General features: G+C 70.2%; 29 protein-coding genes. 7 read left to right on the top strand and 22 right to left on the bottom strand.

The window, feature by feature from the left end; all coding sequences use genetic code 11:
- Window positions 1-312 precede the first annotated feature (312 nt).
- From A4R43_RS20100 to A4R43_RS20080, 4 genes are all read right to left on the bottom strand, one after another.
- Window positions 313-1,461: an amidase domain-containing protein gene (locus A4R43_RS20100; protein ID WP_162788524.1), complete on the bottom strand. Its 1,149-nt coding sequence runs from the start codon at window positions 1,459-1,461 to the stop codon at window positions 313-315.
- Window positions 1,462-1,560: 99 nt separating this feature from the next.
- Complete coding sequence (locus A4R43_RS42820) at window positions 1,561-2,196, bottom strand: hypothetical protein (RefSeq protein ID WP_162788523.1); 636 nt, start codon at window positions 2,194-2,196, stop codon at window positions 1,561-1,563.
- Window positions 2,197-2,369: 173 nt separating this feature from the next.
- Window positions 2,370-2,960, bottom strand: coding sequence for a hypothetical protein (locus A4R43_RS42815; protein ID WP_162788522.1), 591 nt, complete (start codon window positions 2,958-2,960; stop codon window positions 2,370-2,372).
- Between the two features lie 554 nt (window positions 2,961-3,514).
- Complete coding sequence (locus A4R43_RS20080) at window positions 3,515-4,045, bottom strand: hypothetical protein (protein WP_113693742.1); 531 nt, start codon at window positions 4,043-4,045, stop codon at window positions 3,515-3,517.
- Window positions 4,046-4,153: 108 nt separating this feature from the next.
- Here A4R43_RS20080 and A4R43_RS20075 point away from each other — a divergent pair, with 108 nt between their 5' ends.
- Window positions 4,154-4,759: a TetR/AcrR family transcriptional regulator gene (locus tag A4R43_RS20075; protein ID WP_113693741.1), complete on the top strand. Its 606-nt coding sequence runs from the start codon at window positions 4,154-4,156 to the stop codon at window positions 4,757-4,759.
- Here the strand turns inward: A4R43_RS20075 and A4R43_RS20070 are convergent.
- Entirely contained in the window at window positions 4,743-5,078 is a 336-nt protein-coding gene (locus A4R43_RS20070) for an ArsR/SmtB family transcription factor (protein ID WP_113697748.1), read from the bottom strand. The genes A4R43_RS20075 and A4R43_RS20070 overlap by 17 nt on opposite strands.
- Window positions 5,079-5,159: 81 nt before the next feature.
- On the opposite strand from A4R43_RS20070, the gene A4R43_RS20065 reads away from it, so the two are divergent.
- Window positions 5,160-5,774: an HAD family hydrolase gene (locus tag A4R43_RS20065; RefSeq protein ID WP_113693740.1), complete on the top strand. Its 615-nt coding sequence runs from the start codon at window positions 5,160-5,162 to the stop codon at window positions 5,772-5,774.
- 20 nt (window positions 5,775-5,794) lie between these two features.
- Here the strand turns inward: A4R43_RS20065 and A4R43_RS20060 are convergent, their stop codons facing one another.
- Window positions 5,795-6,196, bottom strand: coding sequence for a RidA family protein (locus tag A4R43_RS20060; protein WP_113693739.1), 402 nt, complete (start codon window positions 6,194-6,196; stop codon window positions 5,795-5,797).
- 89 nt (window positions 6,197-6,285) lie between these two features.
- Between A4R43_RS20060 and A4R43_RS20055 the strand changes: the two genes are divergently transcribed.
- Window positions 6,286-7,257, top strand: coding sequence for a helix-turn-helix transcriptional regulator (locus A4R43_RS20055; protein ID WP_113693738.1), 972 nt, complete (start codon window positions 6,286-6,288; stop codon window positions 7,255-7,257).
- A gap of 3 nt (window positions 7,258-7,260) precedes the next feature.
- Here A4R43_RS20055 and A4R43_RS20050 read toward each other — a convergent pair whose 3' ends face one another.
- The gene (locus A4R43_RS20050; protein ID WP_113693737.1) at window positions 7,261-8,238 is read right to left on the bottom strand and encodes an SDR family NAD(P)-dependent oxidoreductase; all 978 of its coding nucleotides are present in this window, start codon (window positions 8,236-8,238) and stop codon (window positions 7,261-7,263) included.
- Window positions 8,239-8,323: 85 nt separating this feature from the next.
- Between A4R43_RS20050 and A4R43_RS20045 the strand changes: the two genes are divergently transcribed.
- Window positions 8,324-8,932: a TetR/AcrR family transcriptional regulator gene (locus A4R43_RS20045; protein ID WP_113693736.1), complete on the top strand. Its 609-nt coding sequence runs from the start codon at window positions 8,324-8,326 to the stop codon at window positions 8,930-8,932.
- Here the strand turns inward: A4R43_RS20045 and A4R43_RS20040 are convergent.
- Window positions 8,927-9,208: a metal-sensitive transcriptional regulator gene (locus A4R43_RS20040; protein ID WP_113693735.1), complete on the bottom strand. Its 282-nt coding sequence runs from the start codon at window positions 9,206-9,208 to the stop codon at window positions 8,927-8,929. The genes A4R43_RS20045 and A4R43_RS20040 overlap by 6 nt on opposite strands.
- A 104-nt stretch (window positions 9,209-9,312) precedes the next feature.
- Here A4R43_RS20040 and A4R43_RS20035 point away from each other — a divergent pair, with 104 nt between their 5' ends.
- Entirely contained in the window at window positions 9,313-9,930 is a 618-nt protein-coding gene (locus A4R43_RS20035) for a class I SAM-dependent methyltransferase (RefSeq protein WP_113697747.1), read from the top strand.
- Between the two features lie 7 nt (window positions 9,931-9,937).
- On the opposite strand, the gene A4R43_RS20030 is transcribed toward A4R43_RS20035, so the two are convergent.
- The 11 genes from A4R43_RS20030 to A4R43_RS19980 form a co-directional block, all read right to left on the bottom strand.
- Window positions 9,938-11,257 carry a serine hydrolase domain-containing protein gene (locus A4R43_RS20030; RefSeq protein WP_113693734.1) on the bottom strand — a complete coding sequence of 440 codons (1,320 nt, stop codon included), beginning with the start codon at window positions 11,255-11,257 and terminating at the stop codon, window positions 9,938-9,940.
- Window positions 11,258-11,286: 29 nt separating this feature from the next.
- Window positions 11,287-12,108, bottom strand: coding sequence for a DUF4097 family beta strand repeat-containing protein (locus A4R43_RS20025; protein ID WP_113693733.1), 822 nt, complete (start codon window positions 12,106-12,108; stop codon window positions 11,287-11,289).
- A 95-nt stretch (window positions 12,109-12,203) separates the two neighbouring features.
- Window positions 12,204-12,965 carry an ABC transporter permease gene (locus tag A4R43_RS20020; RefSeq protein ID WP_113693732.1) on the bottom strand — a complete coding sequence of 254 codons (762 nt, stop codon included), beginning with the start codon at window positions 12,963-12,965 and terminating at the stop codon, window positions 12,204-12,206.
- Window positions 12,965-13,744, bottom strand: a complete 780-nt coding sequence (locus tag A4R43_RS20015) for an ABC transporter ATP-binding protein (protein WP_113693731.1) — start codon at window positions 13,742-13,744, stop codon at window positions 12,965-12,967. Before A4R43_RS20015 ends, A4R43_RS20020 begins: the two co-directional genes overlap by 1 nt.
- A gap of 184 nt (window positions 13,745-13,928) precedes the next feature.
- On the bottom strand, window positions 13,929-14,636 hold the full coding sequence (locus tag A4R43_RS20010; RefSeq protein WP_113693730.1) for a TetR/AcrR family transcriptional regulator: 708 nt from the start codon (window positions 14,634-14,636) through the stop codon (window positions 13,929-13,931).
- Window positions 14,629-15,885: an FAD-dependent monooxygenase gene (locus A4R43_RS20005; protein WP_236809145.1), complete on the bottom strand. Its 1,257-nt coding sequence runs from the start codon at window positions 15,883-15,885 to the stop codon at window positions 14,629-14,631. The genes A4R43_RS20010 and A4R43_RS20005 overlap by 8 nt, the downstream gene beginning before the upstream one ends.
- A gap of 56 nt (window positions 15,886-15,941) precedes the next feature.
- On the bottom strand, window positions 15,942-16,694 hold the full coding sequence (locus A4R43_RS20000) for an SDR family NAD(P)-dependent oxidoreductase (RefSeq protein ID WP_113693728.1): 753 nt from the start codon (window positions 16,692-16,694) through the stop codon (window positions 15,942-15,944).
- An 11-nt stretch (window positions 16,695-16,705) separates the two neighbouring features.
- Entirely contained in the window at window positions 16,706-17,689 is a 984-nt protein-coding gene (locus A4R43_RS19995; RefSeq protein ID WP_236809141.1) for a transketolase family protein, read from the bottom strand.
- Window positions 17,686-18,510 carry a transketolase gene (locus A4R43_RS19990; protein WP_113693726.1) on the bottom strand — a complete coding sequence of 275 codons (825 nt, stop codon included), beginning with the start codon at window positions 18,508-18,510 and terminating at the stop codon, window positions 17,686-17,688. The genes A4R43_RS19995 and A4R43_RS19990 overlap by 4 nt, the downstream gene beginning before the upstream one ends.
- Window positions 18,503-19,840 carry an MFS transporter gene (locus tag A4R43_RS19985; protein WP_113693725.1) on the bottom strand — a complete coding sequence of 446 codons (1,338 nt, stop codon included), beginning with the start codon at window positions 19,838-19,840 and terminating at the stop codon, window positions 18,503-18,505. Before A4R43_RS19985 ends, A4R43_RS19990 begins: the two co-directional genes overlap by 8 nt.
- Before the next feature lie 98 nt (window positions 19,841-19,938).
- On the bottom strand, window positions 19,939-20,592 hold the full coding sequence (locus A4R43_RS19980; protein ID WP_236809139.1) for a GntR family transcriptional regulator: 654 nt from the start codon (window positions 20,590-20,592) through the stop codon (window positions 19,939-19,941).
- A gap of 91 nt (window positions 20,593-20,683) precedes the next feature.
- On the opposite strand from A4R43_RS19980, the gene A4R43_RS19975 reads away from it, so the two are divergent.
- The gene (locus A4R43_RS19975) at window positions 20,684-21,160 is read left to right on the top strand and encodes a hypothetical protein (RefSeq protein ID WP_113693724.1); all 477 of its coding nucleotides are present in this window, start codon (window positions 20,684-20,686) and stop codon (window positions 21,158-21,160) included.
- A gap of 17 nt (window positions 21,161-21,177) precedes the next feature.
- Window positions 21,178-21,933 (top strand): alpha/beta fold hydrolase, encoded by a 756-nt coding sequence (locus tag A4R43_RS19970; RefSeq protein ID WP_162788521.1) that lies wholly within the window; start codon window positions 21,178-21,180, stop codon window positions 21,931-21,933.
- Here A4R43_RS19970 and A4R43_RS19965 read toward each other — a convergent pair.
- The 3 genes from A4R43_RS19965 to A4R43_RS19955 all read right to left on the bottom strand — a co-directional run bounded on the left by A4R43_RS19965 (window position 21,924) and on the right by A4R43_RS19955 (window position 24,961).
- Window positions 21,924-23,516 carry a 3-hydroxyacyl-CoA dehydrogenase family protein gene (locus A4R43_RS19965; protein ID WP_113693722.1) on the bottom strand — a complete coding sequence of 531 codons (1,593 nt, stop codon included), beginning with the start codon at window positions 23,514-23,516 and terminating at the stop codon, window positions 21,924-21,926. The genes A4R43_RS19970 and A4R43_RS19965 overlap by 10 nt on opposite strands.
- Window positions 23,517-23,578: 62 nt before the next feature.
- On the bottom strand, window positions 23,579-24,049 hold the full coding sequence (locus A4R43_RS19960; RefSeq protein WP_113693721.1) for a carboxymuconolactone decarboxylase family protein: 471 nt from the start codon (window positions 24,047-24,049) through the stop codon (window positions 23,579-23,581).
- Between the two features lie 54 nt (window positions 24,050-24,103).
- Window positions 24,104-24,961: a sigma-70 family RNA polymerase sigma factor gene (locus tag A4R43_RS19955; protein ID WP_205215383.1), complete on the bottom strand. Its 858-nt coding sequence runs from the start codon at window positions 24,959-24,961 to the stop codon at window positions 24,104-24,106.
- Window positions 24,962-24,973: the final 12 nt, after the last annotated feature.

Raw genomic sequence — 24,973 nt, 5'->3', positions numbered from 1 at the left:
CGCGTCCAGCACTCAAGATCGGCCTGGCTGGTGATGTCCACGGGCCGAGCTCGCCGGTTGATCGCGCTGGCGACATTGCCTCGTACCGTGCAGCACAAGGTGCTCTACCCCATGCTCGTGTCTGCGGGCCCGTCGTCCTGGAGACCCCAAGTGGCTGGTGCTGCTGTCCGGTGCCGCCGATCAGGTGATCCAGTGCTGATTCGTCGACCCGCGACCGCCCCCGACGGCATTGCCCGACGGCAACGTCGGCGCGGTCCCCGCCGAGGCGGTCGTGGTCGGCGGGGAACCGGCTGCTCGCGAGCGATCCTGGACTCAGGCGGCGTCGTTGAGGTCGAAGAAGTAGTAGTTCACGGCATCCCCGCCGCCCTTGTGGTAGAGCTGGGTCATCGAGATGTCGAGAGTGTCGGTCGTGTGGTAGGACAGGTAGATCTGGTTCCAGTCCCAATGATCGGTGACCTTGCTGACGATCATCGCGTGATCGATGTGGCCGTCGTGCCCGACGCCGCCCCCGGCGGTGGCCCAGTCGGCGTAGACGAGAGCTCCCAGATACACCGGTTCCCCCACGATGTTCCGAGTCCGACCGGAGTAGGTCCAGCCGAAGTAGAGCTGGTCGTGGGAAACGCTCCAAGTGTTGCTGTTGAGCTGGCGGCCGGCTGCGGCCACGAGGTGCCGCCAGGCATCCGGGGTGTTGTGGTAGTTGGCGACGTTCTTCCACCCACCCGCTCGCAGCGATTGTGACACGAAGTTCGCGCAGTCGTTGCCGAAACTTTCATATGCGGGGTTCCGGCCCAACGCCCATTTCCGGGCGTAATCAGCCATCGCTTGCCTGCTGTAGGACGCTGCCGCGGAAAGGGGTGGGGCGGCCGGTTTCTCGATCCCGGGGCTGGGTGGGGTGGCTGGACGGAGCGACGGGGGCACGGGTTTTCCCGCTGGTGGTGCCGATGGAACTGCGTCACCGGTCTTGACGGGCCTGAAGTAAGGAATCGGATCGACGGTGTTCTGGGGCAGGTCGAGCACGTCAGCCGCCAGTTCCCAGCCGGTCGACGTGCGCACGAAATCGATCGTGTGGCCGACTTTGTACGAGGTGCTGGCCGGGCTGTCGGCGGAGGTGCGGTTGGCGAAGTGAAGTTCGGTGCGTTCGACGAAGTTGATCACAGCCTTGGTGTTCGAGCGCTGGATCTGCGGCGCCTTGATCTCGATGTGCGCGCCCTGTAGCTCGGAGGCCGTGTCCTTCCAGAGCGATCTCAGCCGGTCGAGTTCCGCCGACTCCGTGGACAATCTGTGCTGGAACGGTTCGGTGGCCTCGACCGACGTCAGCGCCCCGTAGGAGGCCGCCTGCTCGGTGACCCGGTTCGCGCGGTCCTGCAGGTACCGCGCGGTCAGTTGCAGCAGCGCGTCGTCGCTGGTGTCCTGGGCCAGTGCCGCCGGAGCGGTGGTCAGCAATGTGGTCAGCGCCGCCACGGACGAGAATATCTTTATCTGTGTTGTGGGCATGCTGAATAAACCCCTTCCTTCTGTGTTTTCGGAACTGCTGGTCGAGGTGGGTGGCCTCGAATGAAATTACTGGGGGTTCGCTATTTGTACCGCGATTTCGGTCACGATCTCCGGCGTGGGAAGCGGTGCCGTGTACCGGTTCCCGCCGTGCCAGAATTTTGCTTGGTCCGAAGTCACCAGGTCGCTTGCGACAACGTGAACCGCCTGGGTTCTGTCGGGTCGGTAGAGGTCCGCCAGCACTGTGCCCTGCGCACGGCGATCGATGACCACCGCGGTGCCGTTGGCCACTTCCCTGGTCGAGCAGGGCTGCATCCAGCCGGCGCAGGTGGGCTCGGCACTGGTGATCGGTGGGTCGTCGACGCGGGCGAGTACGGAACCGTAGCTGTTCCCTCCTGCTTCGAGCAGGGCGGTGACCCAGTAGCTGGTCGTGCCGTCGACCGCCTGTGCTGTCGAGCGGGTGGCCACCACGGTTGCGGATCCGCCGAGGGCAGCCCGCAGGACGTCCTCCCAGTGCTTTGATCGAGAATCAGGCTGGGGCTGCACCTCGACTTCTTTTGGTTCCGCCGGCCAATCGGCGGGTAGGGTTCTCGGCGGCGGCACGGGGGCTGGATTTTCGGGGTTGCCTGTCGAGCACGCGGCGACCAAAAGGCCAATGATCAACGCGATGAATCGCAGAACAATGCTCTGATCCGAACCCGGCACGGATGCACCCCCTCGGTACGACGTCCACGCTAACGTGGTTGACGTTTGGCAGACTAGGGACCAAACGGGGTATTTGAACGCTGTTCAAATGGACAGGTGTGTCGGATACGGCAGTAATAGGCTGCGTGGTGGGAGCCGTCGTGCTTGCCGAGAATCGGACACTGCGCTCGGAACTACCCCGGTGGGAATCTGTGCCTATCTTGGTGGCTTGGCATTTGGCGTGGTTGCAGGTGTGTCAGGTCGGCTACGTGTGCAGAGCGCAGGGTGAGCCGATCGACCAGTGATGGTTGCCCGGTGGCGAAGACGGTGCGGTCTTCCCACGCTAGTTCGACCACCGAGAGGGCCAGTACGTCGATGCGGGTGGCGGTGTGGCAGGTGCCGTTCACCGCCACATCAACGGAGTATGGCTCGGTTTGCTGGACCGCGCTGCGAATATCGATGTAGTCGGCATGCGCTGTCTGCGGGTGGCGGCGGGTGGGGGCCAGGAAGTTGACGAGCTGGATCGAGGCGTTTTCCCCTGGCAGGCCATGCGGATCCAGGCCGGTGGACGGGCGGACGGTCCTGACGGTCAGGAGCCGGTTCCGCTCGTTGTCCCAGTAGAGGGCGTCCAGGCCCCAGGGGTTGCCGTTGACACCATCCGCTCGGAAGGAACTGATCGGGCCGCAGGCCATCGCGGCGTCGGCGACGGCTGCCGGGCAGGGAAAGGCCGCCAGGAGGTCGATGGGGCTGGGAAGCTGCGGAGTTTCCCCGGTGCCCTCGTGCATGGCGCTCGCCTTCCGTGCGGCTGAGCCCGTCAAGGTACACCGGGAGGCGTCCAGACGTAGGCAGCTTCGGCAGCAGGGCAGAGCTGCGTCGCGGAGGGTGGTCAGGGGTGGGGACGTCCAGTGCCCGGGGGCGCCCGCCTGGCGGGAACGGCGGGCGACCAGCTGGGTGCGAGGTCTGCGGATGCGGTCGTATTCCGCCAGGCCCGCGCGCACGCCGAGGGTGTCCAGCGCGCGAAGACCGTTGGTCTGGATCGACACCCGGCACTGATTTCGGTGAACTCGGCAGTGCGTTCGAGCACCTCCACCTGCCAACTGCGGTGCTGGAACGCGGCTGCCGCGGTCAGCCTGCCGATGCCGCCGCCCACGATGATCACCTTCACCTGCGGCGCCTTAATGACTCTAGGTTTGCTTAGAGCAGGCTGGTGGTCGCCGGGAGCCGTCCGCGGTCGCCATCAACGTGGACCCGGCTCTATGGCCTGCTGTGCATGGAAGTTCTGCACCAGCTGGAACCCGTCTCCGAAGAATGCCTGCGCGAACTGTCCGACAAGCTCGGCCTAGGCGGCGGCCCGCCCCAGGCGCAGTGCAGAGACGAGGAAGAAGACGCCGCCGAGCAGGGCGTAACCCGCCAGGTTGCGCAGCGAGCCGTCGGCGGCCTGCAGGAAGAACGCGGCCCCGGCGAGGGTGGAGATGGCGCCGCTGGTGATCATCGGCCACTGGCCGCCGAGCGCGCGTCGGCGCAGTGCGACGACGAGCTGGACGACGCCTGCCGTGACGGCCCAGACACCCCACACCCGCAGGACCGCCGGAATACCTGAGGTGACCGCAAAAGCCAGCCCGGCGGCGGCGAGTCCGCTGATCACGATGTTGACGTAGAGCCCCGGCGCGGACCGGCCCGCCCGGGACGAACGCGCGTCGACGACGGCGGCGCCCACGTCGAACAGCGGGTAGAGCACGAGCAGGGTCGCGCTCACCGGGCCGACGCTCGCGGCGGTCAGGAAGAGCGCGACCGCCCAGACCAAGGCGAAGCCGAAGCGGACGAAGTAGAGCCGGCGGAGGGCAGGCGCGGCGGCGGTGGTCGTGGTCATGGGGTTCCTTCCAGGCAGAGGCAGAAAGACCGTTCTCTCTGCCGCTGTAGGGTGGCATGGCTTGTCGGGAAGTGCAAGACCGATCGTTCTTTCTGCTACTGTCGGCTCATGGCCACCCAGACCAGCGGCAGCTCATCGGGAGAGCGATCCGAAGCCCGTGAGCGGCTGTTGTCCACGGCGAGCGGGCTGTTCTACCGCGAGGGCATCCGGGCGGTCGGCGTCGAGCGGATCCTCGCCGAGGCGCCGGCGACGCGCGCGACGTTCTACCGGCACTTCCCTTCGAAGGAAGACCTGGTGGTCGCCTACCTGCGCGGCGTTGATGCCGACATGCGGGCGGGTGTGCTGGCCGCCGTCGAGGCCGCGCCATCTCCGGCGGACGCGTTGCGCGCGATCGGCGCGGCCGTCGCCGACAGCCTGGCCTCGCCGGAATTCCGCGGCTGCGCGTTCCTCAAGGCCGCCGCCGAGTACCCGGACCCCGAGGACCGCGTGCGCAAGGTGATCCTCGCGCACCGCGAGTGGTACACGACCACGCTCACCGACCTCTTCGGGCGGGTCTTCGGGAGCGACCCGCGGCGCGGCAAGCCGGAGCACGCGGCGCGGCACTTCGTGATGATGCGTGACGGCGCCATGAGCGGTGCCCACCTCGACGGCGTCGACAGCGTCGGTGACGCGTTCCGCCGTGGTGTCGAGGGTCTGCTCACCGTCCTTCACTGAGCGGCGGATCGCCGCGGTCCAGGTTGGACAGCAGGGAAAGCAGGCCGGGGAACCGGTTCTCGAACTCGTCGCGCAGCCGGACAAAAGTGCCGTTGCCCGCGTCGCGTTGCCGGATCAGGCCGGCGCCGCGCAGCACCCGCCAGTGGTGGGTGCGCGTCGATTTTGCCTTCGGCAGCGCGAAGGACGCGCACGCGCGCTCGGTGTCCTGCCCGCGCGCCAGTTCCAGCACCACCCGCCGGCGGTGCGGGTCGGCCAGCGCGGCCAGCACCGTGCCCAGTTCGACCTCGTCGATCGGCGGGATCGCCAGCTCGCCGGTCATCACCATCACCCCATGGACATGGTACGACTGAGATCGTACCTTACGAGGTACCATTTCGCTCGTACCTTCGAGGAGGATGCCGTGCTCTGCGTGTTCGACGTCAACGAGACCCTGCTCGACCTCGCGCCACTCGACGAGGTTTTCGGCTCGGCCGACGCCCGGCGCGCGTGGTTCGCCCGGGTGATCCACACGGCGCTGACCGTCACCGCCACCGGTGGGTACCGGGACTTCGCCGCCATCGCGGGCGCCGCGGCCGACGAGCGGCACCGTGCCGAACTCGGCCCCGTGCTGCGTTCGCTGCCCGCGCATCCCGACGTGCCGAGCGGGCTCGCCCGGCTGCGCGACGCCGGGTTCACGCTGGTCGCACTGGGCAATTCGCCCCTGTCCGTGGTTGAGACGCAACTGCGCAACGCGGGCATCCGCGACCACTTCGACGCCGTGTTCTCGGCCGAGCAGGCGGGCGCGCTCAAACCAGCCGCCGCGCCCTATCGCCGGGTTCTCGACGCCTATCCCGGCGAGGACGCGATGATGATCGCCGCCCACGGATGGGACATCGCGGGTGCCCACGCGGTGGGCCTGCGCACCGCGTTCATCGAGCGGCCGGGCCAGGCGCAGCTCCCCGGCGGACCGGAGGCGGACCTCGCCGCACCCGATATCGACGCCCTTGCCACCAAGCTCATCGAAGCCGGTAGCTGATCGGTGCGGCGAGGCTGCCGTCAGGCGACGGCGGTGCCTTCGAGTTCGACCAGCTGACCCGGCACGGCGAGCCGGGTCACGCCGAGCATGGTGGTGGTCGGCGACACCCCGGCGGCGCCCAGCCGCGCGGCCAGCACGCCGTAGTGCGGGAACAGCTGGTCGACGTCGGTGGTGTAGACGTTCAGCCGGACAAGATTGGCCAGCGTCATGCCCGCCCCGCCGAGCACGGCCTCCAGGTTGTCCAGGCTCAGCGCCAGCTGCGCGGCCACATCCCCCTCGTGCTGGGGCTTGCCGTCGCCGTCCATCGCGGTCTGCCCGGAGCAGTACAGCGTCCGCGTCTGCCCGGCGACCAGCTCACCCTGGTTGAACCCCAGCTCCAGCGACCACGGCACCGGGTTGATCGCCGCTCGTTCTAGTGCCACATCAGCTCCATTCCGACTTGTTGACCATGCCGGGGAGCCTTCCGGCAAATCACGACATCCTCTGTCGGGTATTCGCTAGGGTGCCCGGCATGCGTGCCGACCGGCTGGTCTCGCTGGTGCTCCTGCTGCGGCAACGCGGCCGCCTGACCGCGGACGCGCTGGCCCGCGAGCTGGAGGTGTCCACCCGGACCGTGCTGCGCGACATCGACGCGCTGTCCGCGGCCGGTGTCCCGGTCTACGCCGAACGCGGGCGCCACGGCGGTTTCGCCTTGCTGCCCGGGTTCCGGACCGAGCTGACCGGGCTGAACCACGAAGAGGCGCTGGCCCTGCTGACCGCCGGATCGGGACGCGGTGAGCAGGCGTTCGGCCTCGGCTCGGCGCTCGCGTCGGCCATGCGCAAGGTGGTCGACGCGCTGCCCGAAGGCCATCGGTCCACCGCGAGCGACGCGGCTCAGCGGTTCCTCGTCGAGCCGGAGACCGACCTCCTTTCGCGCCGCCCGGTTGTCGAGGAGGTGCCCGGCGCGGTGATGCTCGAGATCCGGCGCGCCGTGCTGGCCGGGCGCAAGCTGCGCATCCACTACGCGGCCGCGGGCCAGCCACCGCGGTGGCGCACGGTGGACCCGATCGGCCTGGTCACCGTGCGGGACCGCGGTTACCTGCTGGCCACGCGGGGCGGCGCGGATCGCACCTACCGGCTGTCGCGGGTGCTGGCCGCCGAGGAACTCCCCGAACCGGCGCAGCGCCCGAACCAGGTCGATCTGGACCGGGCCTGGCGGGAACGTTGCGCGCAGTTCCTGTCCAGCGACCACATCGCCGTGCTGGTGCGGGTCAAACCGGCGCGCCGGGAGCAACTGCTGAGCACCGCGGTCGCCGTCCGCGCCGCGGAACCCGACGACGACGGCTGGCTGCGGCTGGAGGCGACGTTCCAGGACCTGTGGCACGCCGAGTGGGCGCTGTGGCAGCTCGGCACGGACGCGGAAGCCTTGACACCGCAGGAATTGCGCGCCTCGCTGCACGATCGCGCCGCCGCGATCGCCGCCCGCTACCGCGGTTCGCCGTGAGCCTTAGTGCCGCTCGAGTTCGGCGTTGACCATCGCTTCGAACTCCTCGCGGCCGTGGGCGCCGAGCGCACCGCCGAGCGCGGTGGCCAGGCGGTCGAACGGATCCTCCAAGGCCAGCGTGGCCAGGCCTGCCGCGAGTTCGGGGACTGTCCACACAGGACTTTCCGAGGTGAGCTGCGCGCCGCGTGACCAGCCGTGGTTGACCGCGATCGTGCCACCGCGCACCGACAGCACCTGACCGGTCAGCGGGCACCCGTCGCTGACCAGGTAGGCAACGAGCGGCGCCACCACTGCGGGGTCCTTCGGATCCGGTGCGCCGTCCGGCGGCGCCTGGTCCATGCCGGGCACCGGGGTGGTCAGCCGGGTGCGCACCATCGACGGGCTGACGCAGTTCACGCGGACCCCGAGCCGCCGCAGTTCCAGCGCGTGCACGGTGGTCATGGCCGCGACGCCGGCGTTCGCCGCCGCGTAGTTCGTCTGCGTGGGCAGGGGATTGAGCAGCCCGGAGCCGGACGCGGTGTTCACGATGGCGCGGTCGGTGCGGTCACCGGCGTCGAACCGGGCGCGCCAGTGCGCCGCCGCCCAGTGGCTCACCGCGAAGGTGCCCTTCAGCTTCACCGCGACCACGTTGTCGAATTCGGCTTCGCTGAGCCGTTCCAGCCCCTTGTTGACCTCGATCGTGGCGTTGTTGACCACCGCGTGCAGCTCGCCGAACTCGGCGACGGCCAGCTCGACCATGCGCCGCGCGTCCGCCCAGTCGGCGACGCTGCCGGTGTCGGCCACGGCCCGCCCACCTCGCGCGCGGATCTCGGCGACCACGGCTTCGGCGACACCGCGGTCGCCACCGCTGCCGTCGATCTCCACGCCGGGATCGTTCACCACCACGTTCGCCCCGGCGGCCGCGAGGTGCAGCGCCTCCGTCCGCCCGATCCCGCGTCCGGCCCCGGTCACCAGCACCGTTCGCCCGGTCAACTCGCCCATCACAGCACCTCTCTCCGGCAATTGGTGCACTCAGTATACTCATATACTGAGTGCATTGATTGTCGTGGTGCACTAGGCTCGGTTCGTGCAGGCAGAAGTGGGGCGCCGGGAACGCAAGAAGCAGGTGACGCGGCAGGCGCTGGTGGCGGCGGCCGTCCGCCTGTTCACCGAGCGGGGTTACGACCGGACGGGCGTGGCCGACATCGCGGAGGCCGCCGACGTCAGCAAGCGCACCTTCTTCCTGCACTTCCCGTCCAAAGAGGACGTTCTGCTGGCGGACGGCGAGACGCGGATCGAGCTGGCCGTCGAGGTCATCGAGCGACGGCGGCCCGGCGCGCCGCTGCGCGAGGTGCTGGCCGAAGCCGTGACGAGCATGATCGCCAACACCGCGGGCGGCGACCTGCCGAACGGGCTCGCGGCGCTGCGGGCTCAACTGGTGGTGACCACGCCCGCGGTGCAGGCGCGCGTGCTGCACGCCCTGTTCACCGCGCAGACCCGGATCGCCGCGGCACTGCGTCGCGCGTACCCGGAGCAGCTCAACGAGGTCACCGCGGCGAGTGTGGTCGGGGCGGTGACTGGTGCGGTGAGTGCCGCGGCGGTGGCCAGTCTCGGGCGTGGTGAGTCAGCTGAGGAAACGCGTGCCGCGATGCTGGCTGCGGCGGAGCTGGCGTTGGGGTGTGTGGATTCGTTATGAGCGGACGAGCCTGGCGATGGCGTCGGAGGCTTCGCGGAGTTTGACTTCGGCTTCGGGGCCGCCGGCGGCTGCGGCGTCCACGACGCAGGTGGCCAGGTGTTCGTCGAGCAGCCCGAGTGAGAACGACTGCAGCGCCTTGGTCACCGCGGAGACCTGGGTCAGGATGTCGATGCAGTACTTGTCCTGCTCGACCATGCGCTGCAGCCCCCGGACCTGGCCCTCGATGCGCCGGAGTCGCTTGAGGTAGGCGTCCTTGTCCTGGCTGTAGCCGTGCATGGTGGTCTCCGTACGTAGTCGCGGCTCCTGCCGGTCACCCTACTGGCTGGCCGGGCCCGGATGCCGGGTTGCGCCGAGGCTCGGCGCCTGGTGTGGTCGGGCACGTGGAACGGACGGCCCGCTGGCACCGGTACTGGAACCGCAAGTCGGCGCACTACGACCGCGAGATGGGCTTCTGGGACCGGCGGCTCTTCGGCGACTCACGCGAATGGGCCTGCGGCCGCGCCGAGGGGGAGGTGCTGGAGGTTGCCGTCGGGACCGGGTTGAACCTGCCGTACTACCCCGGCGACGTGGTGGTCACCGGCATCGATCTCAGCGAGCGGATGCTGGAGATCGCCGAGACGCGGGCCGCCGAACTGGGACGTGAGGTGGTGCTGCGGCGGGCCGACGCGCACGCCCTGCCGTTCGGCGCCGAGTCCTTCGACACCGTGGTCTGCACGTTCGGGCTGTGCGCGATCCCGGACCCCGACGCCGCCATCGGCGAGATGCTCCGGGTGCTGAAGCCGGGCGGGCGCCTGATCCTGGTCGACCACGTCGCCAGCTCGTCCTGGCCCGTCCGGATCGGGCAGCGGCTGGTGGAACTGCTCACCGTGCCGCTCGCCGGTGAGCACTTCTCCCGTCGGCCGCTGCTCCACCTGCGGGCCCGGCAGGTGGAGATCCAGCAGCGGCAACGGTTCAAGCTGGGCCTGGTGGAACGGCTCGTCGCCGGCAAGGCGGGGTGAAGCCGCCTCAGCCGAGGCAGGAGCGCACGGCCCTGGCCAGGTTCTCCGCCCGCGGGTCGTCCGGCCGGAAGTTCCACAGGTTCGTGGTGTACCCGAAGCCCACCTCGGCTTCCGGGTCGGCGAAGGCGATCGAGCCGCCCGAGCCGGGGTGGCCGAACGACGCCGGCCCGGCCATCGGCATCGGCGGGGCGGCCCGCATGAAGCCGAGCGACATGTAGAACGAGCGGTCCGCCGGGATGTTCAGGCCCGGCGGCAGGCCGTGCATCGGCGTCCGGTCGGTCTGCACCTCGGTCATCCGCCGGACCGTGGACGGCTTCAGCAGCCGCACCCCGTCGACCCGGCTCACCGTGGCCGCGTACATCCTGGCCAGCGACCGCGCGTCGGCGACCATGTTCCCGCCCGGGAACTCCGCCGCGCGCCAGGCACGCGTGGTGAAGTAGTCCGACGTGTTGTCCAGCGCGCCACCGAGTTCACCGGCGCGGGCCTGGACCGAGCCCGGCGCCCACATGGCGTTGACCCAGGTGGTGACCGTTTCCGCGTCGAGCCCGGTGGCCTTGATCATGCCCGCGATGAACTCGTCCAGGGTGAACGGCGCGGTGTAGTGCAGCCGCGCCACCCGCTTCTCGTGCCGTTCCGGCAACCCGATCCAGGCGCTCAGCCCGAGCGGACGGGCGACCTCGTCGGCGAAGAAGGTGCCGAGCGACTTGCCGGTGATGCGCCGCACCACCTCGCCGACCAGGAAACCGTAGGTGACGGCGTGGTAGACGTGCTCCGTGCCGGGCTGCCACAACGGCTTCTGCGCCTCGAGCGCACGGATGACCGGATGCCAGGCGCACGCCTCCTCGAAGGTCAGCGGACCGTCCACAATGGGCAGTCCGGCCTGGTGCGAGAGCAGCCAGCGCACCAGGATGTTCTCCTTGCCACCGGCGGCGAACTCCGGCCAGTACCTGGCCACCGGCGCGTCCAGGTCGAGCAGGCCGCGCTGCGCCAGCAGGTGGGCGCAGATCGCGGTGGCGCCCTTGGTGGTGGAGGCGACCTGGGCGATGGTGTTCCGGCGCCACGGCCGGTTCGCCTCGCGGTCGGCGAGGCCGTCCCACAGGTCCACCACCGGCCTGCCACCCACGTAGACGCTGCACGCGGCACCGACTTCGCCGTGGCCTTCGGTGAAGTTCGCGCGGAAGGCGTCGGCCACCTTGCCCCAGCCCTCCTCGACGCACTGCTCGTCACTGCCCGCCGAGGCGATGCCACCGGTGGCGGCGAGGCCGGTGAGCGCGGCGGCACCCACCGCGCCGCCCAGCAGGGTCCGGCGTCGGAACTGTTCAGCCATGGTTCTGTTTCCCTTCTGGAAATCCGTTTTCAGCGGGCGTGGTGGATGACGATGTCGTCGAGGCGGGTGCGGGCGTGCACCTTGACCTGGGGCACTGCGTCCGAAGTGGACAGTTCATCGCGGACATTGCCCTTGGTGCTCTCGGCGTCCACCTGTGCGGTGCTGCCCTCGCCGATGCCGACCTCGATGCCGCCGGCGGAGTTGGTCAGCTCCGCCTGACCGCCGGTCATCCGGCCGATGCGGATCGGGCAGTTGCCGGTGCTGGCGAGGACGTCACCCTCGGCGTGGTCGATGTCGAAACGGCCGCCCGAGCCGGTGAGCGCGACGTCGGACCGCGCGTGCCGGATCGAGACCTCACCGCTCGAGCCGCGGTACGGCATCGTGCCCCCGAGCTCGCCGATCCGCAGCCCGGCCGTGCCGCCGTCGAGATCGGCGGTTCCGGCGATGTACCCGACCTCGACCTCCCCGGCCCCGAGGTTCCCGCGCAGTGTGGCGATCCGGTCGAGCTTGACCCGGCCCGAAGCCAGGGCCAGTTCGCAGTCGCCGAGCTGGCCGTCGGCGTGCACGTCGGACCACGCCGTGTTCAGGACCAGCCGGGACCCGGCCGGCAGGCCGATGGTGATGGCCACCGAACCGCTCTTGGCGCCCGCCTTGCGGGTCTTCACCGACAGCAGGCCGTCGGTGAACTCGACCGTGGTGCGCTCGGCGACCTTGGCGTCCGCCTTGCTGGTGCCGTCGATCGGTTCGACCAGCACCACGGTGTCCGGCCGCTCGGTCGCGGTGACCCGGACCCGGGCACCCGCGGTGGACAGGCTGGCGGTGATCGGCTGCGGCGTCGCGAACGTGGTCATCGGTGTTTCTCCTTGTCAGTGGGTGTTGCTGCGTTGTTGGGACCACATTCGCGGACCCCGCGGACACGCAGCTGACACCGCACTGACACCACGCGTCAGGAGATTTTGCGACGGTAGGTGAGGTTGGCGAAGAAGTAGGCGACCAGCAGGATTCCGACACACCAGCCGAGCGCGACCCAGAGGTCGGAGCCGACGGGCTGCTCGCTGTAGAGCGCGCGCAGCGCGTTGACGATGGAGGTCACCGGCTGGTGCTCGGCGAAGGCGCGGACCGGCCCGGGCATGGTGGTGGTGGGCACGAACGCCGAGCTGAGGAACGGCAGGAAGATCAGCGGGTAGGAGAAGGCGCTCGCGCCGTCCACGGATTTCGCTGTGAGCCCGGGAATGACGGCGAGCCAGGTCAGGGCCAGGGTGAACAGCAGCAGGATGCCCGCCACCGCCAGCCAGTCCAGGATCCCGGCGCTGGAGCGGAAGCCCATCAGCAGCGCGACGCCCACCACGATCACCAGCGAGATCAGGTTGGCCACCAGCGAGGTGAGCACGTGGGCCCACAGCACGGACGAGCGGGCGATCGGCATCGACTGGAACCGCTCGAATATCCCGCGCTGCATGTCCATGAACAGGCGGAACGCGGTGTAGGAGATGCCGGAGGCCACGGTGATCAGCAGGATGCCGGGCAGCAGGTAGTTCACGTAGGAGGCGGATCCGGTGTTGATCGCGCCGCCGAAGACGTAGACGAACATCAGCATCATCGCGATCGGCATGAGCGCGGTGGTGATGATGGTGTCCAGGCTGCGGGTGATGTGGCGCAGCGACCGTCCCAGCAGGACGGTGGTGTCGCCGAAGAAGTGAGCGCTCATCATGCTTCCTTGCCGTTGTCGCCGACCAGGGAGAGGAAGACTTCCTCGAGGGTGGGCTGCTTTTCGACGTATTCGACCTTCGCGGGCGGGAGCAGCTGCTTGAGCTCGGCGAGCGTGCCGTCGACCAGGATGCGGCCTTGGTGCAGGATGGCGATCCGGTCGGCGAGCTGCTCGGCCTCGTCCAGGTACTGCGTGGTCAGCAGCACCGTGGTGCCCCGCGCGGCGAGTTCCTTGACCGCCTGCCACACCTCGAGGCGGGCCTGCGGGTCGAGTCCGGTGGTGGGTTCGTCGAGGAAGACGATCGGCGGGTCGCCGATCAGGCTCATCGCGATGTCGAGGCGGCGGCGCATGCCGCCGGAGTAGGTCGCCACCCGGCGTGCGCCGGCGTCGGTCAGCGAGAAGCGCTTGAGCAGGTCGTCGGCGATCTTGCCGGGTGCTTTGAGGTGGCGCAGCCGGGCGACCAGCACCAGGTTCTCCCGCCCGGTGAGGATGTCGTCGACGGCGGCGAACTGCCCGGTCAGGCTGATCGACTCGCGCACCTGGGCGGATTGGGCGGCCACGTCGTGACCGTGGACGCTCGCGCTGCCCGCGTCGGCCTTGAGCAGCGTGGACAGGATCTTCACCACCGTGGTCTTGCCCGCTCCGTTGGAGCCGAGCAGGGCGAAGATGCTGCCGCGTGCCACGTCGAAGTCGACGCCGCGCAGCACCTGCACCGCTTTGTAGGACTTCTCCAGGCCCCGCACGTGGATCGCCGGCCCCCTGGCCCGTTCGGCTGTCATCCGATGTCCGTTCTCTCGTGGTTGGCTGTGTTGTGGCATCACTATGGCTCATATGATGTGCCATGCCAAGCCAGGAGAGTGTCAGATAGGTGTCGATCATGCGCCATGGGGGTGCGTTGAAGGCGGACACAAGAGCCACATTCGTGTCCGGCGGGGCGCCTTGGCGCGCGGAAAAGGGGGAGGGCTAGGCCGCGGCGGACTGGGTGATCAGGTCCAGTGCGGTGGCGCGTGCCTTGGCGAGATAGGCCAGGCCGTCGGTGACGGTGGCCTGGAGCTGCCTGGCGGTGGCCCGTTCCGGGCCCAGCAGGGCGGTGACCGACTCGGCGAAAACGCGTTCCAGCTCAGCGGGCGAGCGGCGGTTCGCGGGGTTGGCGGAGAGGGCGATGAAGCCGGTGGTGAGCGCCTGCAAGGCGAGCACCTGGTCCTCGAGCGGCCAGTCGGCGCGGGCCAGGCCGTTGGCTCGCCACACCGGCAGGATGGCGCGCATGACGCCTTCGGGTCCCAGCGTGTCGAGCAGCCGGACCGAGCGCGGGTCTTCGGCGAGCACGCCCAGCAGGTCGTCGTCGCCGTGTTGCAGTGCCCGCACGAACGGGTGCTCGGCGCCGACGCGGAGCATGTCCGAGCACAGCCGCGACGGCCGGGCCAGGTCGGGATCGGCGGTGACGCGGGCGGTCACGTCGTCGGCCAGGCCGAGGAAGTCACGGCCGATCAGGCCGACCAGCAGCTCTTCCTTGGTTTTCCAGTACAGGTAGACGGTGCCCTTGCCGACGTGCGCCCGGGTCGCGACGTCGGCCACGGTGAAGCCCTTGCAGCCACGGCTGAGCAGCAGTTCACCGGCGGCGGCGAGAATGCGCGCCGCCTTGGGTGAGCCGTGCTCGGGCAGTTCAGGCATACCTCGCTCTTTCCGGGAACGGTGAGGGCACCTCGCCCAGCACCGCCCCGACGATATCCGACCCCTTGTAGGTCACCAGATCGTCGACGCGCATGATCCGGTCGGCCAGTCGCCGCCCGAGCCGGGTCCGGCCGAGCACGGGCATGGCCCGCCGCAGCCGGATCTGCCACCGGTTGTCCGCCACGAAGATCCGGCGGTCGGCGGGCGCGTTTTCCTGGTAGTAGTCCAGATACGGGCGCAGTCCGTGTTCCCACTCGCGTAGTGCCGCGGTGACGTCGTCGGGATGCCGTTCGAGCATGGTGCCCAGCAGGTCGGCCCCGGCCAGCCCGGACGACACGCCCATCCCGGCGTAGAGCGTCACGCACCACGCGGCGTCGCCCAGCAGGACCACCCGGCCGCGGTGCCAGGTGTCCAGGCGCACCTGCTCGGCCGAATCGAACAGCACCGCGTCGGCGCGCTCGAGTTCTTCGAAAGCCGCGGACAGCAGGCTGCCGGGCGGCTGCGGGCCGAACGCCGCTCGCACGCTCTCGGCCGGTGGCCGGGTGAACTCGGCGTCCACGTCTTCGGTTCGGTAGCTGAGCAGGATCGTCGGGTGGTGGTCGGCGAAGGCGAACACCCACAGCGAGCGGTGTGGTTCGAGCAGCGTGGCGCCTTGCCCGGGCGCGAGTCCGGGGAGGGTGCCGGGGTATTCGAACGCGGCGATCAGGTAGCCGAGCCGGTGCAGGTACCGCTCGTGGGGGCCGAAGACCAGCGAGCGCACGGTGGAACGCAGCCCGTCGGCGCCGACGACGAGGTCGAACCGCTCGGTCGCCGAGGTGCCCGCGACCAGGTCGGCCAGGGTGACGGTGACCCCGTCGGCGTCCTGCTCGATGGCGGTCGGCACGGTCGAATACCGCACTTCCACGTCGTCCGGAAGCACCGCGTACGCCGCCTTCTCCACGTCACCGCGCAACATCAGCCACGGTTTGGTCGGCAGCTCGGAGAGTGACATTCCCGGCCGCGCGCGCCCGGACCGGTCGAGCGCCAGCGCCTGCCGGTCCGACGTGCGGTCGTGCAGGTGCTCGGCCAGGCCGAGGCGGCGCGCGGCCGCCTGACCCGCGCCGAACAGGGCCACGAAGTAACCGCCGGACCGGCGCGCCGGTGCCCGCTCCACGAGCACCGGCTGCCAGCCGGCCCGGCGCAACCGGCCCGCCACCGCGAGCCCGCTGACGCCCATGCCCACCACCAGGACCCGACCACGTTCGCTCATGCCATCGACCGTACTGACCAGATCGGTCATCTGGTCAGTTTGTGGTGGGCGTCACTTCAGTGGATATGCGAGCCACCGTTGATGTCGTAGGTGACGCCGGTCAGGTAGCTCGACTCCGGACGGCACAGGAACGCGATCACGTCGGCGACGTCGGTGACCGTGCCGGTGCGGCCCATCGGGATGTCGGCGACCATGGCGGCCTTGCGGTCCGGGTCGAGCTTGCCCGCGGTGATGTCGGTGTCCACCAGACCGGGGGCGACGGAGTTCACGGTGATCCCACGCGGGCCGAGTTCCCTTGCCAGCGCACGGGAAAAGCCGAGCAGGGCCGCCTTCGCCGCCGAATACGCGACGCCGCCGAAAACCCCGCCGCCGCGCTCGGCGGACACGGAGGACAGGTTCACGATCCGGCCGAAACCGCGGTCGGCCATACCGGGTGCGACGCGCTTGGTGACCAGGTAGCTGCCGCGGACGTTGACCGCGAAGATCCGTTCCCATTCCTCGTCGGTGACATCGAGAAAGCGGGTGGGGGAGGTGATCCCGGCGTTGTTCACCAGCGCGCCGACTTCGGGCAGTCCGGCTTCCACGGCCGTCAGCGCGCGGTCGACGCTGCCCGCGTCCGTGACGTCGCAGTGCACGCCCAGCGCGGAAACCCCGTGGGCGGCGGCGATTTCCCCGGCGGCGTCCTTCGCGGCGGGCTCGTCGACGTCGAGCACGGCCACGGCCCAGCCCGCCGCGGCGAGCGTGTGCGCGGTGGCGCGGCCGATCCCGCGGCGGGACCCGGCGCCGGTGATCACAGCGGTACGAGACATGGACACTCCGATCAGGACAGTTCTTTGAGGACAGTCGATTTGATTTGCGGCACGGACAGGCCGTAGCGCTCGTGCAGCGTCGGCAGCGCACCGGCGGCGAGGAACTCGTCGGGCAGCGCGACCGGCACGATCCGCGTCCCGGCACCGGCGAAGGCCAGGCAGGAGGCGACCGACTCGGCGAGGCCGCCGACCACGGTGTGGTTCTCCAGCGTCACCACCAGCCGGTCGGGCTTCGCGTGCCGCAGGATCGCTTCGCGGTCAAGGGGCTTGATCGTGGGCACGTGCAGCACGGCGACGTCGACGTGGTCGGCTTCCAGTTCCTTCGCCGCGGTGAGCGCGCGCATGGTCATCAGGCCGGTGGAGATCATCAGCACGTCGCGGCCCGTGCGCAGTTCGGCGGTTTTCCCGAGTTCGAAGCGGTAGTCGTACTCGTCGAGCACGGTCGGCACGGCACCGCGCAGCAGCCGCAGGTAGGTCGGCCCCGGTGCGGCGGCCAGCGCGGGCACGGCCTGCTCGATGTCCACCGAGTCACACGGGTCCACAATGGTCAGTCCCGGCAGGCCGCGCAGGATGGCCAGGTCCTCGGTGGCCTGGTGGCTGGGCCCGTATCCGGTGGTCAGCCCGGGCAGGCCGCCGACCACGTTCACGTTCAGGCCAGGTTCGGCGATGTCCAGGCAGAGGAAGTCGTAGGCGCGCCTGGTGGCGAACACCGAATAGGTGGAGGCGAACGGCACCAGCCCGACCTCGGCGAGGCCCGCCGCCGCGCCGAGCATGGCCTGTTCCGCCATGCCGAGCTGGAAGAACCGGTCCGGGTGCGCGTCGCGGAAGACGTGCATGTCGGTGTACTTGGCCAGATCCGCCGAGAGGCCGACGATCTCCGGCCGCTGCTCGGCCAGCCGCGTCAGCGCGTGCCCGAAGGGTGCCTTGGTGGTGCGCTGGCCGGGGTCGGCGAACGAGGCGATCATCGCCGAGGTGGTCAGTTTCTTCGCGGTCACGCGGAAGCCTCCAGTGCGTCGCGGGCCAGTTGCCATTCGTCTGCTTCGACGGGCATGAAGTGCGCTTTTTCCCGCTTTTCCAGGAAGGGCACCCCGCGGCCGATACGGGTGTCGCACACCAGCACCGACGGCGAGCCGCGGTGCTCGCGCAGCTCGTCGAACGCGGTGACGAGCGCGGCGATGTCGTTGCCGTCCACGCGCACCGCGTGCCAGCCGAACGCCTGCCACTTCTCGACCACGGGCTCGGTGCGCAGGACCCCGGCGGTCGGGCCGTCGGCCTGCAGCGCGTTGACGTCGACGATGGCGGTGACGTGGTCCAGGCCGTGGTGGGCACACGCCAGCGCGGCTTCCCAGGTGGCGCCTTCGTCGAGTTCGCCGTCGGAGAGCAGGTTGTACACCCGCGCCGGATTTCCCTGGTGGCGCAGGCCGAGCGCCATTCCGGTGGCGACGCCGAGCCCGTGCCCGAGCGAGCCGCCGGAGATCTCCATGCCGGGGGTGTAGGAGGCCATGCCCGACATCGGCAGCCGCGAACCGTCGGAACCGTAGGTCTCCAGCTCTTCGACGTCGAGCACGCCTGCCTCGGCCAGTGCGGCGTACAGCGCGATGGCGTAGTGGCCGATGGACAGCAGGAACCGGTCGCGCTCCGGCCATTCCGGGTCGTCCGCGCGGAACCGCAGCTGGTCGCCGTAGACCACGGCGAGCACGTCGGCGACCCCGAGCGCCTGGCCGATGTAGCCCTGCCCCTGCACCTCGCCCATGTCCAGTGCGTGGCGCCGGATCCGGCGTGCCGACTCCTCGAGCCGGCGAATGCGTTCAGACAACAGCGTTCTCCTCCTTTGCCTGCGACAGACGGTCCACTTCGGACTTCTGGCCCGGTCCCCAGGTCTCCTTCGTGACCACCGCCGCGAGCAGGCCGAGCAGGCCGTACGCGCTGAACAGCAGTGCGGGCCCGAGCCAGCCGGTGCGGGCGTACAGCGCGGTCGCGATCAGCGGGGTGAAGCCGGAGACCACCGCGGAGATCTGGTAGGCCATCGAGGTGCCCGCGGTGCGGGTCTTCGTGGCGAACAGCTCGGAGAACCACGCGCCCTGCACGCCGGCGAGCGAGTTCTGGCAGACCGTGTAGCTGACCACGAAAACCACCACGACGAGTACCGCGGTGCCGGTGTTGGCCAGCAGGAACATCGGCACGCCCCAGGCCACGGTGACCGCGCAGCCGAGCAGGTACACCGGGCGGCGGCCGAGGGTGTCGGAGAGCTTGCCCCACCACACCGTCGCGACGATGCCGAGCGCCGCCGCGGTGGTCAGCGCGAACAGGCTCAGCGACTCGGACACCTGCGGCCCGTCGCCCATCTTGAGGTAGGACAACATGAACGTGACGGCGACGGCGTACCCGGCGGTCTCGGTGATCCGCAGGCAGAACGCGCGCAGCACGTTGCGCCAGTCGTCGCGGAGCACCTCCAGGAGCGGGTTCTTCGCCCGCTGCCCGGATTGCTTGAGGTCCTCGAACTCCGGCGATTCGTCGATCTTGAGCCGGATCAGGATGCCGACCACGATCAGCACCGCGCTGAGCAGGAACGGCACCCGCCACGCCCAGGTCCCGTCCAGGTTGGCGCTGACCAGGAAGGCGAGGTTCGCCAGCAGCAGCCCGACCGGGAACCCGGCCTGCGTGATCCCGGTGTACAGCCCGCGTTTGCGCCACGGCGCGTGCTCGAAGGTCATCAGGATCGCGCCGCCCCATTCGGCGCCGAAGGCCAGCCCCTGCACCACGCGCACCGCGACGAGCAGCAGCGGGGCCCACACGCCGATCTGCCCGTAGGTGGGCAGGCAGCCGATGAGCACGGTGGCCACGCCCATCAGCAGGAGCGAGGCGACCAGCACCGGCTTGCGGCCGACGCGGTCGCCGAGGTGGCCGGCGATCAGCCCGCCGAGCGGGCGCACCGCGAAGCCGATGCCGAGCGTGGCGAAGGACAGCAGGGACGCGGACAGCGGGTCGGAGCCGGGGAAGAAGGCGCTGCCGAAGTACAGGGCCGCGGCGGTGCCGAAGCCGATGAAGTCGTAGGTCTCGATCGTCGCGCCGACACCGCAGCCGACGGCGACCTTGAGCTTGTCCGGGGTGCCCTCGACGGAGACCCGGGAGCTGGGAGCGGCCATCACGATCCTCCTTGATCGGATGTTGACTGTTAACAGTCGAGTGTTGAGAGGAGAGTGTGGGCGGTGACCCCGGAGCTGTCAAGGGCAGCTTCGCCGGATCAGTCCTCGGCGGTGAGCCGCTCGGCGGCGGCGGACATGTGCTGGTTGAGCACGTCCAGGGCGGTGGCGGCGTCCTCCCGCTCGATCGCGCGCACGATCGGCCGGTGGTGGTCGGCGGAGGTGGCGAGTTCGCGCTCGCGGGCGGCCGCGCTCATCACCACGATGCGGGTCGCGCCTTCGAGATGGCGCCAGGACTGCACGAGCATCGAGTTGCCCGACAGTTCGCACAACCGCACGTGGAAGCCGAGGTCCGCCTCGATCCGCGCCTCCGGGCTGTCGGCCTGGTCCAGCCGCTCCAGCGCCTCGTCCAGCGCTTCGACCGCCGCCGCACGCCGTTCCGAGGCGATGATTTCGGTGATCGCCAGGCCTTCGAGCGCACCGCGGACGCGGTACAGCTCACGCACCTCCGACGGGGACAGGCTGCGGACGCGCAGCATGCCGCGCATGCCGGCGGTCACCAGGCCCTCCTGCTGGAGGTGACGCAGCGCTTCGCGGACCGTGCCGCGGCTGATCGACATGCGCGAGGCGATCTCCACCTCGCCGAGGTGGTCGCCGGGGCGGTACTGGCCGGACAGGATCGCCGAGCGCAGCGCGACCAGCGCCTGCTCCCGCAGGGTGGAGCGGGCCAGGCTGGGCAGGGCTTCGGCGGTCACGGCCCCGATGGTAACCGACTGTCGACAGTCAACCTCGCGGCAAGGCGTGGCCCGTGGGGTTAGCCGCCGGAGGGGCGGGTAGTTCCGGCTGGTGAACCAGTTTCTCGGGATCTACCTCAACGACCAGCTCGCGCTCGGCGTGACGTGGCGGGAACTGGCCAAGCGCGCCGCCCGCAACAACCGCGGGTCGGAGTTCGAAGCGCCGCTCGCCGAAGTGGCCGCGGCGATCGCGGCGGACGTGGAGACCTTCCGCGGCATCATGGCGTCGCTCGGGGTGCGGCCGAACCCGGTGAAGGTCGGGCTCGCGGTGGCCGGTGAGCGGCTCGGCCGGTTCAAGCCCAACGGCCGCCTGACCTCGTACTCGCCGCTGAGCCGGTTCATGGAACTGGAGGTGCTCGCCATGGGCATCGACGGCAAGAAGGTCCTCTGGTCGACGCTGCGCGACGGCGCCGCGCTCGGTTCGCGGCTGCCGTCGGTGGACTTCGACCGGTTGCTCGACCGCGCGGCCGAGCAGCGTTCGCTGGTGGAGCCACCGCGGCTGCACGCCGCGCGGGAGGCGTTCGGCTGACTGGGTACTCCGCGATCGTGCGCGAAACGGAACTGCAACCCCACCGGATTCGCTGGGACCGCGTCGAGGATCGCTGGATCCGCAGCATCGAAGCCGGCACCCGCGACCGGGAACCGGTGGTGCTCGTGCCCGGCCTCGGCGCGCTCGGCTACCTGCTGGACACCCTCGACGGCTGCGGTGCCAGGACACGGTCGTACCTGCTGGACCTGCCCGGCTTCGGGCACCGGCCGCCGCGGCCGTGCCCCGCCGAGATCCCGGCGATCGCGGACACGGTGGTGTCGTGGCTGGCCGAGGTCCCGGGCGGGCCGGTGGTGCTGGTCGGGCATTCGACCGGAGCGCAGTCCGCGCTGCGTGCCGCGGTCGCCGCCCCGGACCGGGTGCGGGCGCTCGTGTTGCTCGGGCCGACCATGCCACCGCGGTTGCGGACGCTGCCCGCGCTGATCGCCGCGTTCGTGCGCAATTCCCGCCACGAACCGGCTGGTGAGATCCCGGTCACCTGGCCGTACTACCTGCGTGGCGGGCCACGGGCGCTCCTGCGCTACCTCCGGTCGGCCCAGCGCGACGAGCCGGAGCGGCTGATCGGTGAGGTCGCCTGCCCGATCTTGCTGGTGCGCGGCAAAAACGACGCGTTCGCGCCCCGGCAGTGGCTCGGCGAACTCGCCGCCGCCTCCCCGCGAGCCCGGATCGTGACGGCACCGGGCGCGCACGCGTTCCCGTTCCAGCACGGCGGGCTGACCGCCGCGCTGATCGCCGAAGCCGGATCTCAGGGATAGGGGTGGAAACCGCGGCCGGTCTTGCGGCCGTAGTGCCCGGCGGAAACCAGGTCGGCCAGGTAGCGGGCCGGTGGCGCCTGCTCCACGGGGAAGGCGTCGTGCAGCGCCTGCTGGATGGACAGCGAAACGTCCAGCCCGATCAGGTCCAGCAACGCGAGCGGGCCGAGCGGGTAACCGCAGCCCTGCGTCATCGCGGTGTCGATGTCCGCGACGGAAACCGGGAGTTCGCGCAACATCTCCGCCGCCCGGTTCAGGTACGGGAAAAGCAGCGCGTTGACGATGAACCCGGCGCGGTCGGTGCAGTCGACCGGATGCTTGCCGAGTTCCCCGGCGAAGCGCCGCGCGGTGACGGCGACGTCGTCGGCGGTCAGTTCGGTGCGGACCACCTCGACCAGCTTCATCCGCGGCGCCGGGTTGAAGAAGTGCATGCCGAGCACGTCCCGCGGGCGCGTGGTCGCGGCGGCGCAGCTGAGCACGGACATGCTGGAGGTGGTGGTCGCCAGCACCGCACCCGGTTTGGCGACCCCGTCGAGTTCGGCGAAAACGCCCCGCTTGACGTCGAGATCCTCGACCACCGCCTCGACGATCAGGTCCGCGTCGGCCAGCGCGCCGAGGTCGCCGGTGGTGTCCAGCCAGGCGAGCACCCCGTCCACGTCGAGCGCGGGGTCCCGGCGGGCGGCGCGGTCGAGGGAGCGTTCGATGGCCGCGCGGCTGTCCTTGCCGCGGACCTCCGAGCGTGCGACGAGCGTGACCGGCACCCCGGCCCTGGCGACCACCTCCGCGATGCCGGTGGCCATCGGGCCGGAGCCGACCACGCCGACCCGCCGCACCGGCCTGCCGCCGGTCGCCCGGGTGGTGACCGGCGCGGGAGCCCGCGAGCCGTAGAACCCGGTGCCGCACTTCACGCCGAGCTTGCCGTCGGCGACCATGCGCCGCAGCACCGGTGCGGGCGCGTACACCCGGTCGCCGGTGCGCTGGTGCAACGCGGTCAGCGCGTCGTGCACGGTGTCGATGCCGAGCGCGTCCAGCCGCGCCAGCGGGCCCGGCATGCCGCAGCCGTGGATCATCGCGTTGTCGATGTCGTCGCGGGAGGCGTAACCCTCGTCGAACATTCTTGCCGCGTTGTTCAGATAGGCCAGCAGCAGCGCGCTGCCGAGGAAGCCGGGGTGGTCGCCGACCTCGATCGGTTCCTTGCCGAGGCCGCGGAGCAGCTCGCCGACGGTGGTGAGCACCGACCGGTCGGTGACCGCCGTGCGGACCAGCTCGACCGCGTTCGCCTTGTCCAAAGTGGCCGGATCCGGAAGGTTCAGGCCGACGGTGCGTGACATCCGCCCGGTGCGGGAGGCGATCTCGGTGACCGTCAGCCCGTTCGTGGTGGTCACGAAAATCGCGTGCTCCGGGCAGACGCGATCCACAGTGGACAGCTCGGCGACCTTGGTCTCCAGGTGTTCCGGCAGCGCTTCGAGCACCAGGTCCACGTCGTCGAACGAGTCGCGGACCTCGATGCCGCCCGCGGTGAACAGCTCGGCGAGCGCGGCTCCGGCCGCGCCGGAGCCGACGATCCCGACCTTCCGCACCGACATGCGTCCACGGTAGGGGCCCGCGACGACGGAATTCCCTAATCCGCCGTCACGGGCCCCGCTGATCAGTGCTGGAGCTGCCCCGGTTCGTACGAGCCGCCCGGCTGGCGGGTGAGCACGTTCATCCGGTTCGCCGCGTTGATCAACGCGATCTGCAGCACCAGCGCGGTCAGCTGCTCGTCGTCGAAGTGCTTTGCCGCGTTCGCCCAGGCGTCGTCGGTGACGCCGCCGGGGGCGAGCCGGGTGCCCTGCTCGGCCAGTTCCAGCGCGGCCCGCTCGGCTTCGGTGAACACGGTGGCGTCACGCCAGGCCGCCACCAGGTGCAGCCGCACGGCCGTCTCGCCCGCCCGCGCGGCCTCCTTGGTGTGCATGTCGAGGCAGCCACCGCAGCCGTTGAGCTGGCTGGCGCGGATGTTCACCAGTTCCTGCGTCGCCTTCGGCAGGCCCGAGCCGGCCACCGCCTTGAACGCGCCGATCAGGTTCGGCACGAACGTCTTGCCTGCTTCGGTGGCCAGGTAGTTGATGCGCGCTTCCATGGGATTCTCCTTCGTCACTGGGTGGTTCTACTGACTCGACGGGGAGAAAGCCGCTCAGGTAACAGGAACCCGCGAGGGAAGTCCCATCGACGCGAGGCGCTCGGTGTCGCTGATGGACCGGATCTCGACGATGCGGCCGTCGACGATGGTGTACGACACCACGCCCAGCAGCTTGCCGGTGGCGGCCCACGCCACGATGCCCGGTTCGCCGTTGATCAGCGCGTGGCAGGTGAACGCCGCCGCCCGCGCGCCGTGGTGCGTGCGCTCGGCCACCTCGGCCGCGCCGGTCCGGACGACCAGCCCCCGCCGCGTCTCCGAACTCCACTTCACCTCGGGATCGAGCACCCGCAGCAGTTCTTCGAAGTCGCCCTGGCGCGCGGCCGCGAGAAAGGCGTCGACCACGGCGTGCTGCCCCGGTTCCTCGACCGGCCGGTGCCGCTGCTGCACCTTCCGGCGGGCCCGGCTGGCGAGCATCTTGGCGGCGTCGGCGGACTTCCCGATGATCTGGCCGATCTCGGTGAACGGCACGGCGAACATGTCGTGCAGCACGAACGCCAGCCGCTCGGCGGGGCGGAGGGTGTCGAGCACCACGAGCAGCGCCAGCCCGACGGATTCGGCGAGCACCGCGTCGTCCTCGGGCGCCGGGCCGGTGTCTTCGAGCACGATCAGCTCGTCCTCCGGCGCCTCGGGCCGGATCTTGCGCGAGCGCAGCACGTCGATGCACACGCGGCCGACCACGGTGGTCAGCCAGCCGCCCAGGTTGTCGATGGTGTCCGCGTCCTGGCGGGCCAGCCGCAGCCACGTCTCCTGCACCGCGTCCTCGGCGTCCGCGCGGGAGCCGAGCATCCGGTGCGCCACCGCGACCAGCCGCCCGCGCTGGGCTTCGAAGGCGTCCGCCAGTGCCTCGTTCATGGTGTTACCTTC

Origin of the sequence: Amycolatopsis albispora, assembly GCF_003312875.1 — a bacterium.
In the GTDB taxonomy this organism is placed as follows: domain Bacteria; phylum Actinomycetota; class Actinomycetes; order Mycobacteriales; family Pseudonocardiaceae; genus Amycolatopsis; species Amycolatopsis albispora.
This window is presented reverse-complemented; position numbering and strand designations above follow the sequence as displayed.

Coding starts and splice junctions, on each gene's coding strand:
- A4R43_RS42815 (WP_162788522.1), bottom strand. CDS start 2,960: ATGCACGAGGGCACCGGGGAAACTCCGCAGCTTCCCAGCCCCATCGAC.
- A4R43_RS20080 (WP_113693742.1), bottom strand. CDS start 4,045: ATGACCACGACCACCGCCGCCGCGCCTGCCCTCCGCCGGCTCTACTTC.
- A4R43_RS20075 (WP_113693741.1), top strand. CDS start 4,154: ATGGCCACCCAGACCAGCGGCAGCTCATCGGGAGAGCGATCCGAAGCC.
- A4R43_RS20070 (WP_113697748.1), bottom strand. CDS start 5,078: ATGACCGGCGAGCTGGCGATCCCGCCGATCGACGAGGTCGAACTGGGC.
- A4R43_RS20055 (WP_113693738.1), top strand. CDS start 6,286: ATGCGTGCCGACCGGCTGGTCTCGCTGGTGCTCCTGCTGCGGCAACGC.
- A4R43_RS20050 (WP_113693737.1), bottom strand. CDS start 8,238: ATGGGCGAGTTGACCGGGCGAACGGTGCTGGTGACCGGGGCCGGACGC.
- A4R43_RS20040 (WP_113693735.1), bottom strand. CDS start 9,208: ATGCACGGCTACAGCCAGGACAAGGACGCCTACCTCAAGCGACTCCGG.
- A4R43_RS20030 (WP_113693734.1), bottom strand. CDS start 11,257: ATGGCTGAACAGTTCCGACGCCGGACCCTGCTGGGCGGCGCGGTGGGT.
- A4R43_RS20025 (WP_113693733.1), bottom strand. CDS start 12,108: ATGACCACGTTCGCGACGCCGCAGCCGATCACCGCCAGCCTGTCCACC.
- A4R43_RS20020 (WP_113693732.1), bottom strand. CDS start 12,965: ATGAGCGCTCACTTCTTCGGCGACACCACCGTCCTGCTGGGACGGTCG.
- A4R43_RS20015 (WP_113693731.1), bottom strand. CDS start 13,744: ATGACAGCCGAACGGGCCAGGGGGCCGGCGATCCACGTGCGGGGCCTG.
- A4R43_RS20010 (WP_113693730.1), bottom strand. CDS start 14,636: ATGCCTGAACTGCCCGAGCACGGCTCACCCAAGGCGGCGCGCATTCTC.
- A4R43_RS20005 (WP_236809145.1), bottom strand. CDS start 15,885: ATGAGCGAACGTGGTCGGGTCCTGGTGGTGGGCATGGGCGTCAGCGGG.
- A4R43_RS20000 (WP_113693728.1), bottom strand. CDS start 16,694: ATGTCTCGTACCGCTGTGATCACCGGCGCCGGGTCCCGCCGCGGGATC.
- A4R43_RS19985 (WP_113693725.1), bottom strand. CDS start 19,840: ATGGCCGCTCCCAGCTCCCGGGTCTCCGTCGAGGGCACCCCGGACAAG.
- A4R43_RS19965 (WP_113693722.1), bottom strand. CDS start 23,516: ATGTCGGTGCGGAAGGTCGGGATCGTCGGCTCCGGCGCGGCCGGAGCC.
- A4R43_RS19960 (WP_113693721.1), bottom strand. CDS start 24,049: ATGGAAGCGCGCATCAACTACCTGGCCACCGAAGCAGGCAAGACGTTC.
- A4R43_RS19955 (WP_205215383.1), bottom strand. CDS start 24,961: ATGAACGAGGCACTGGCGGACGCCTTCGAAGCCCAGCGCGGGCGGCTG.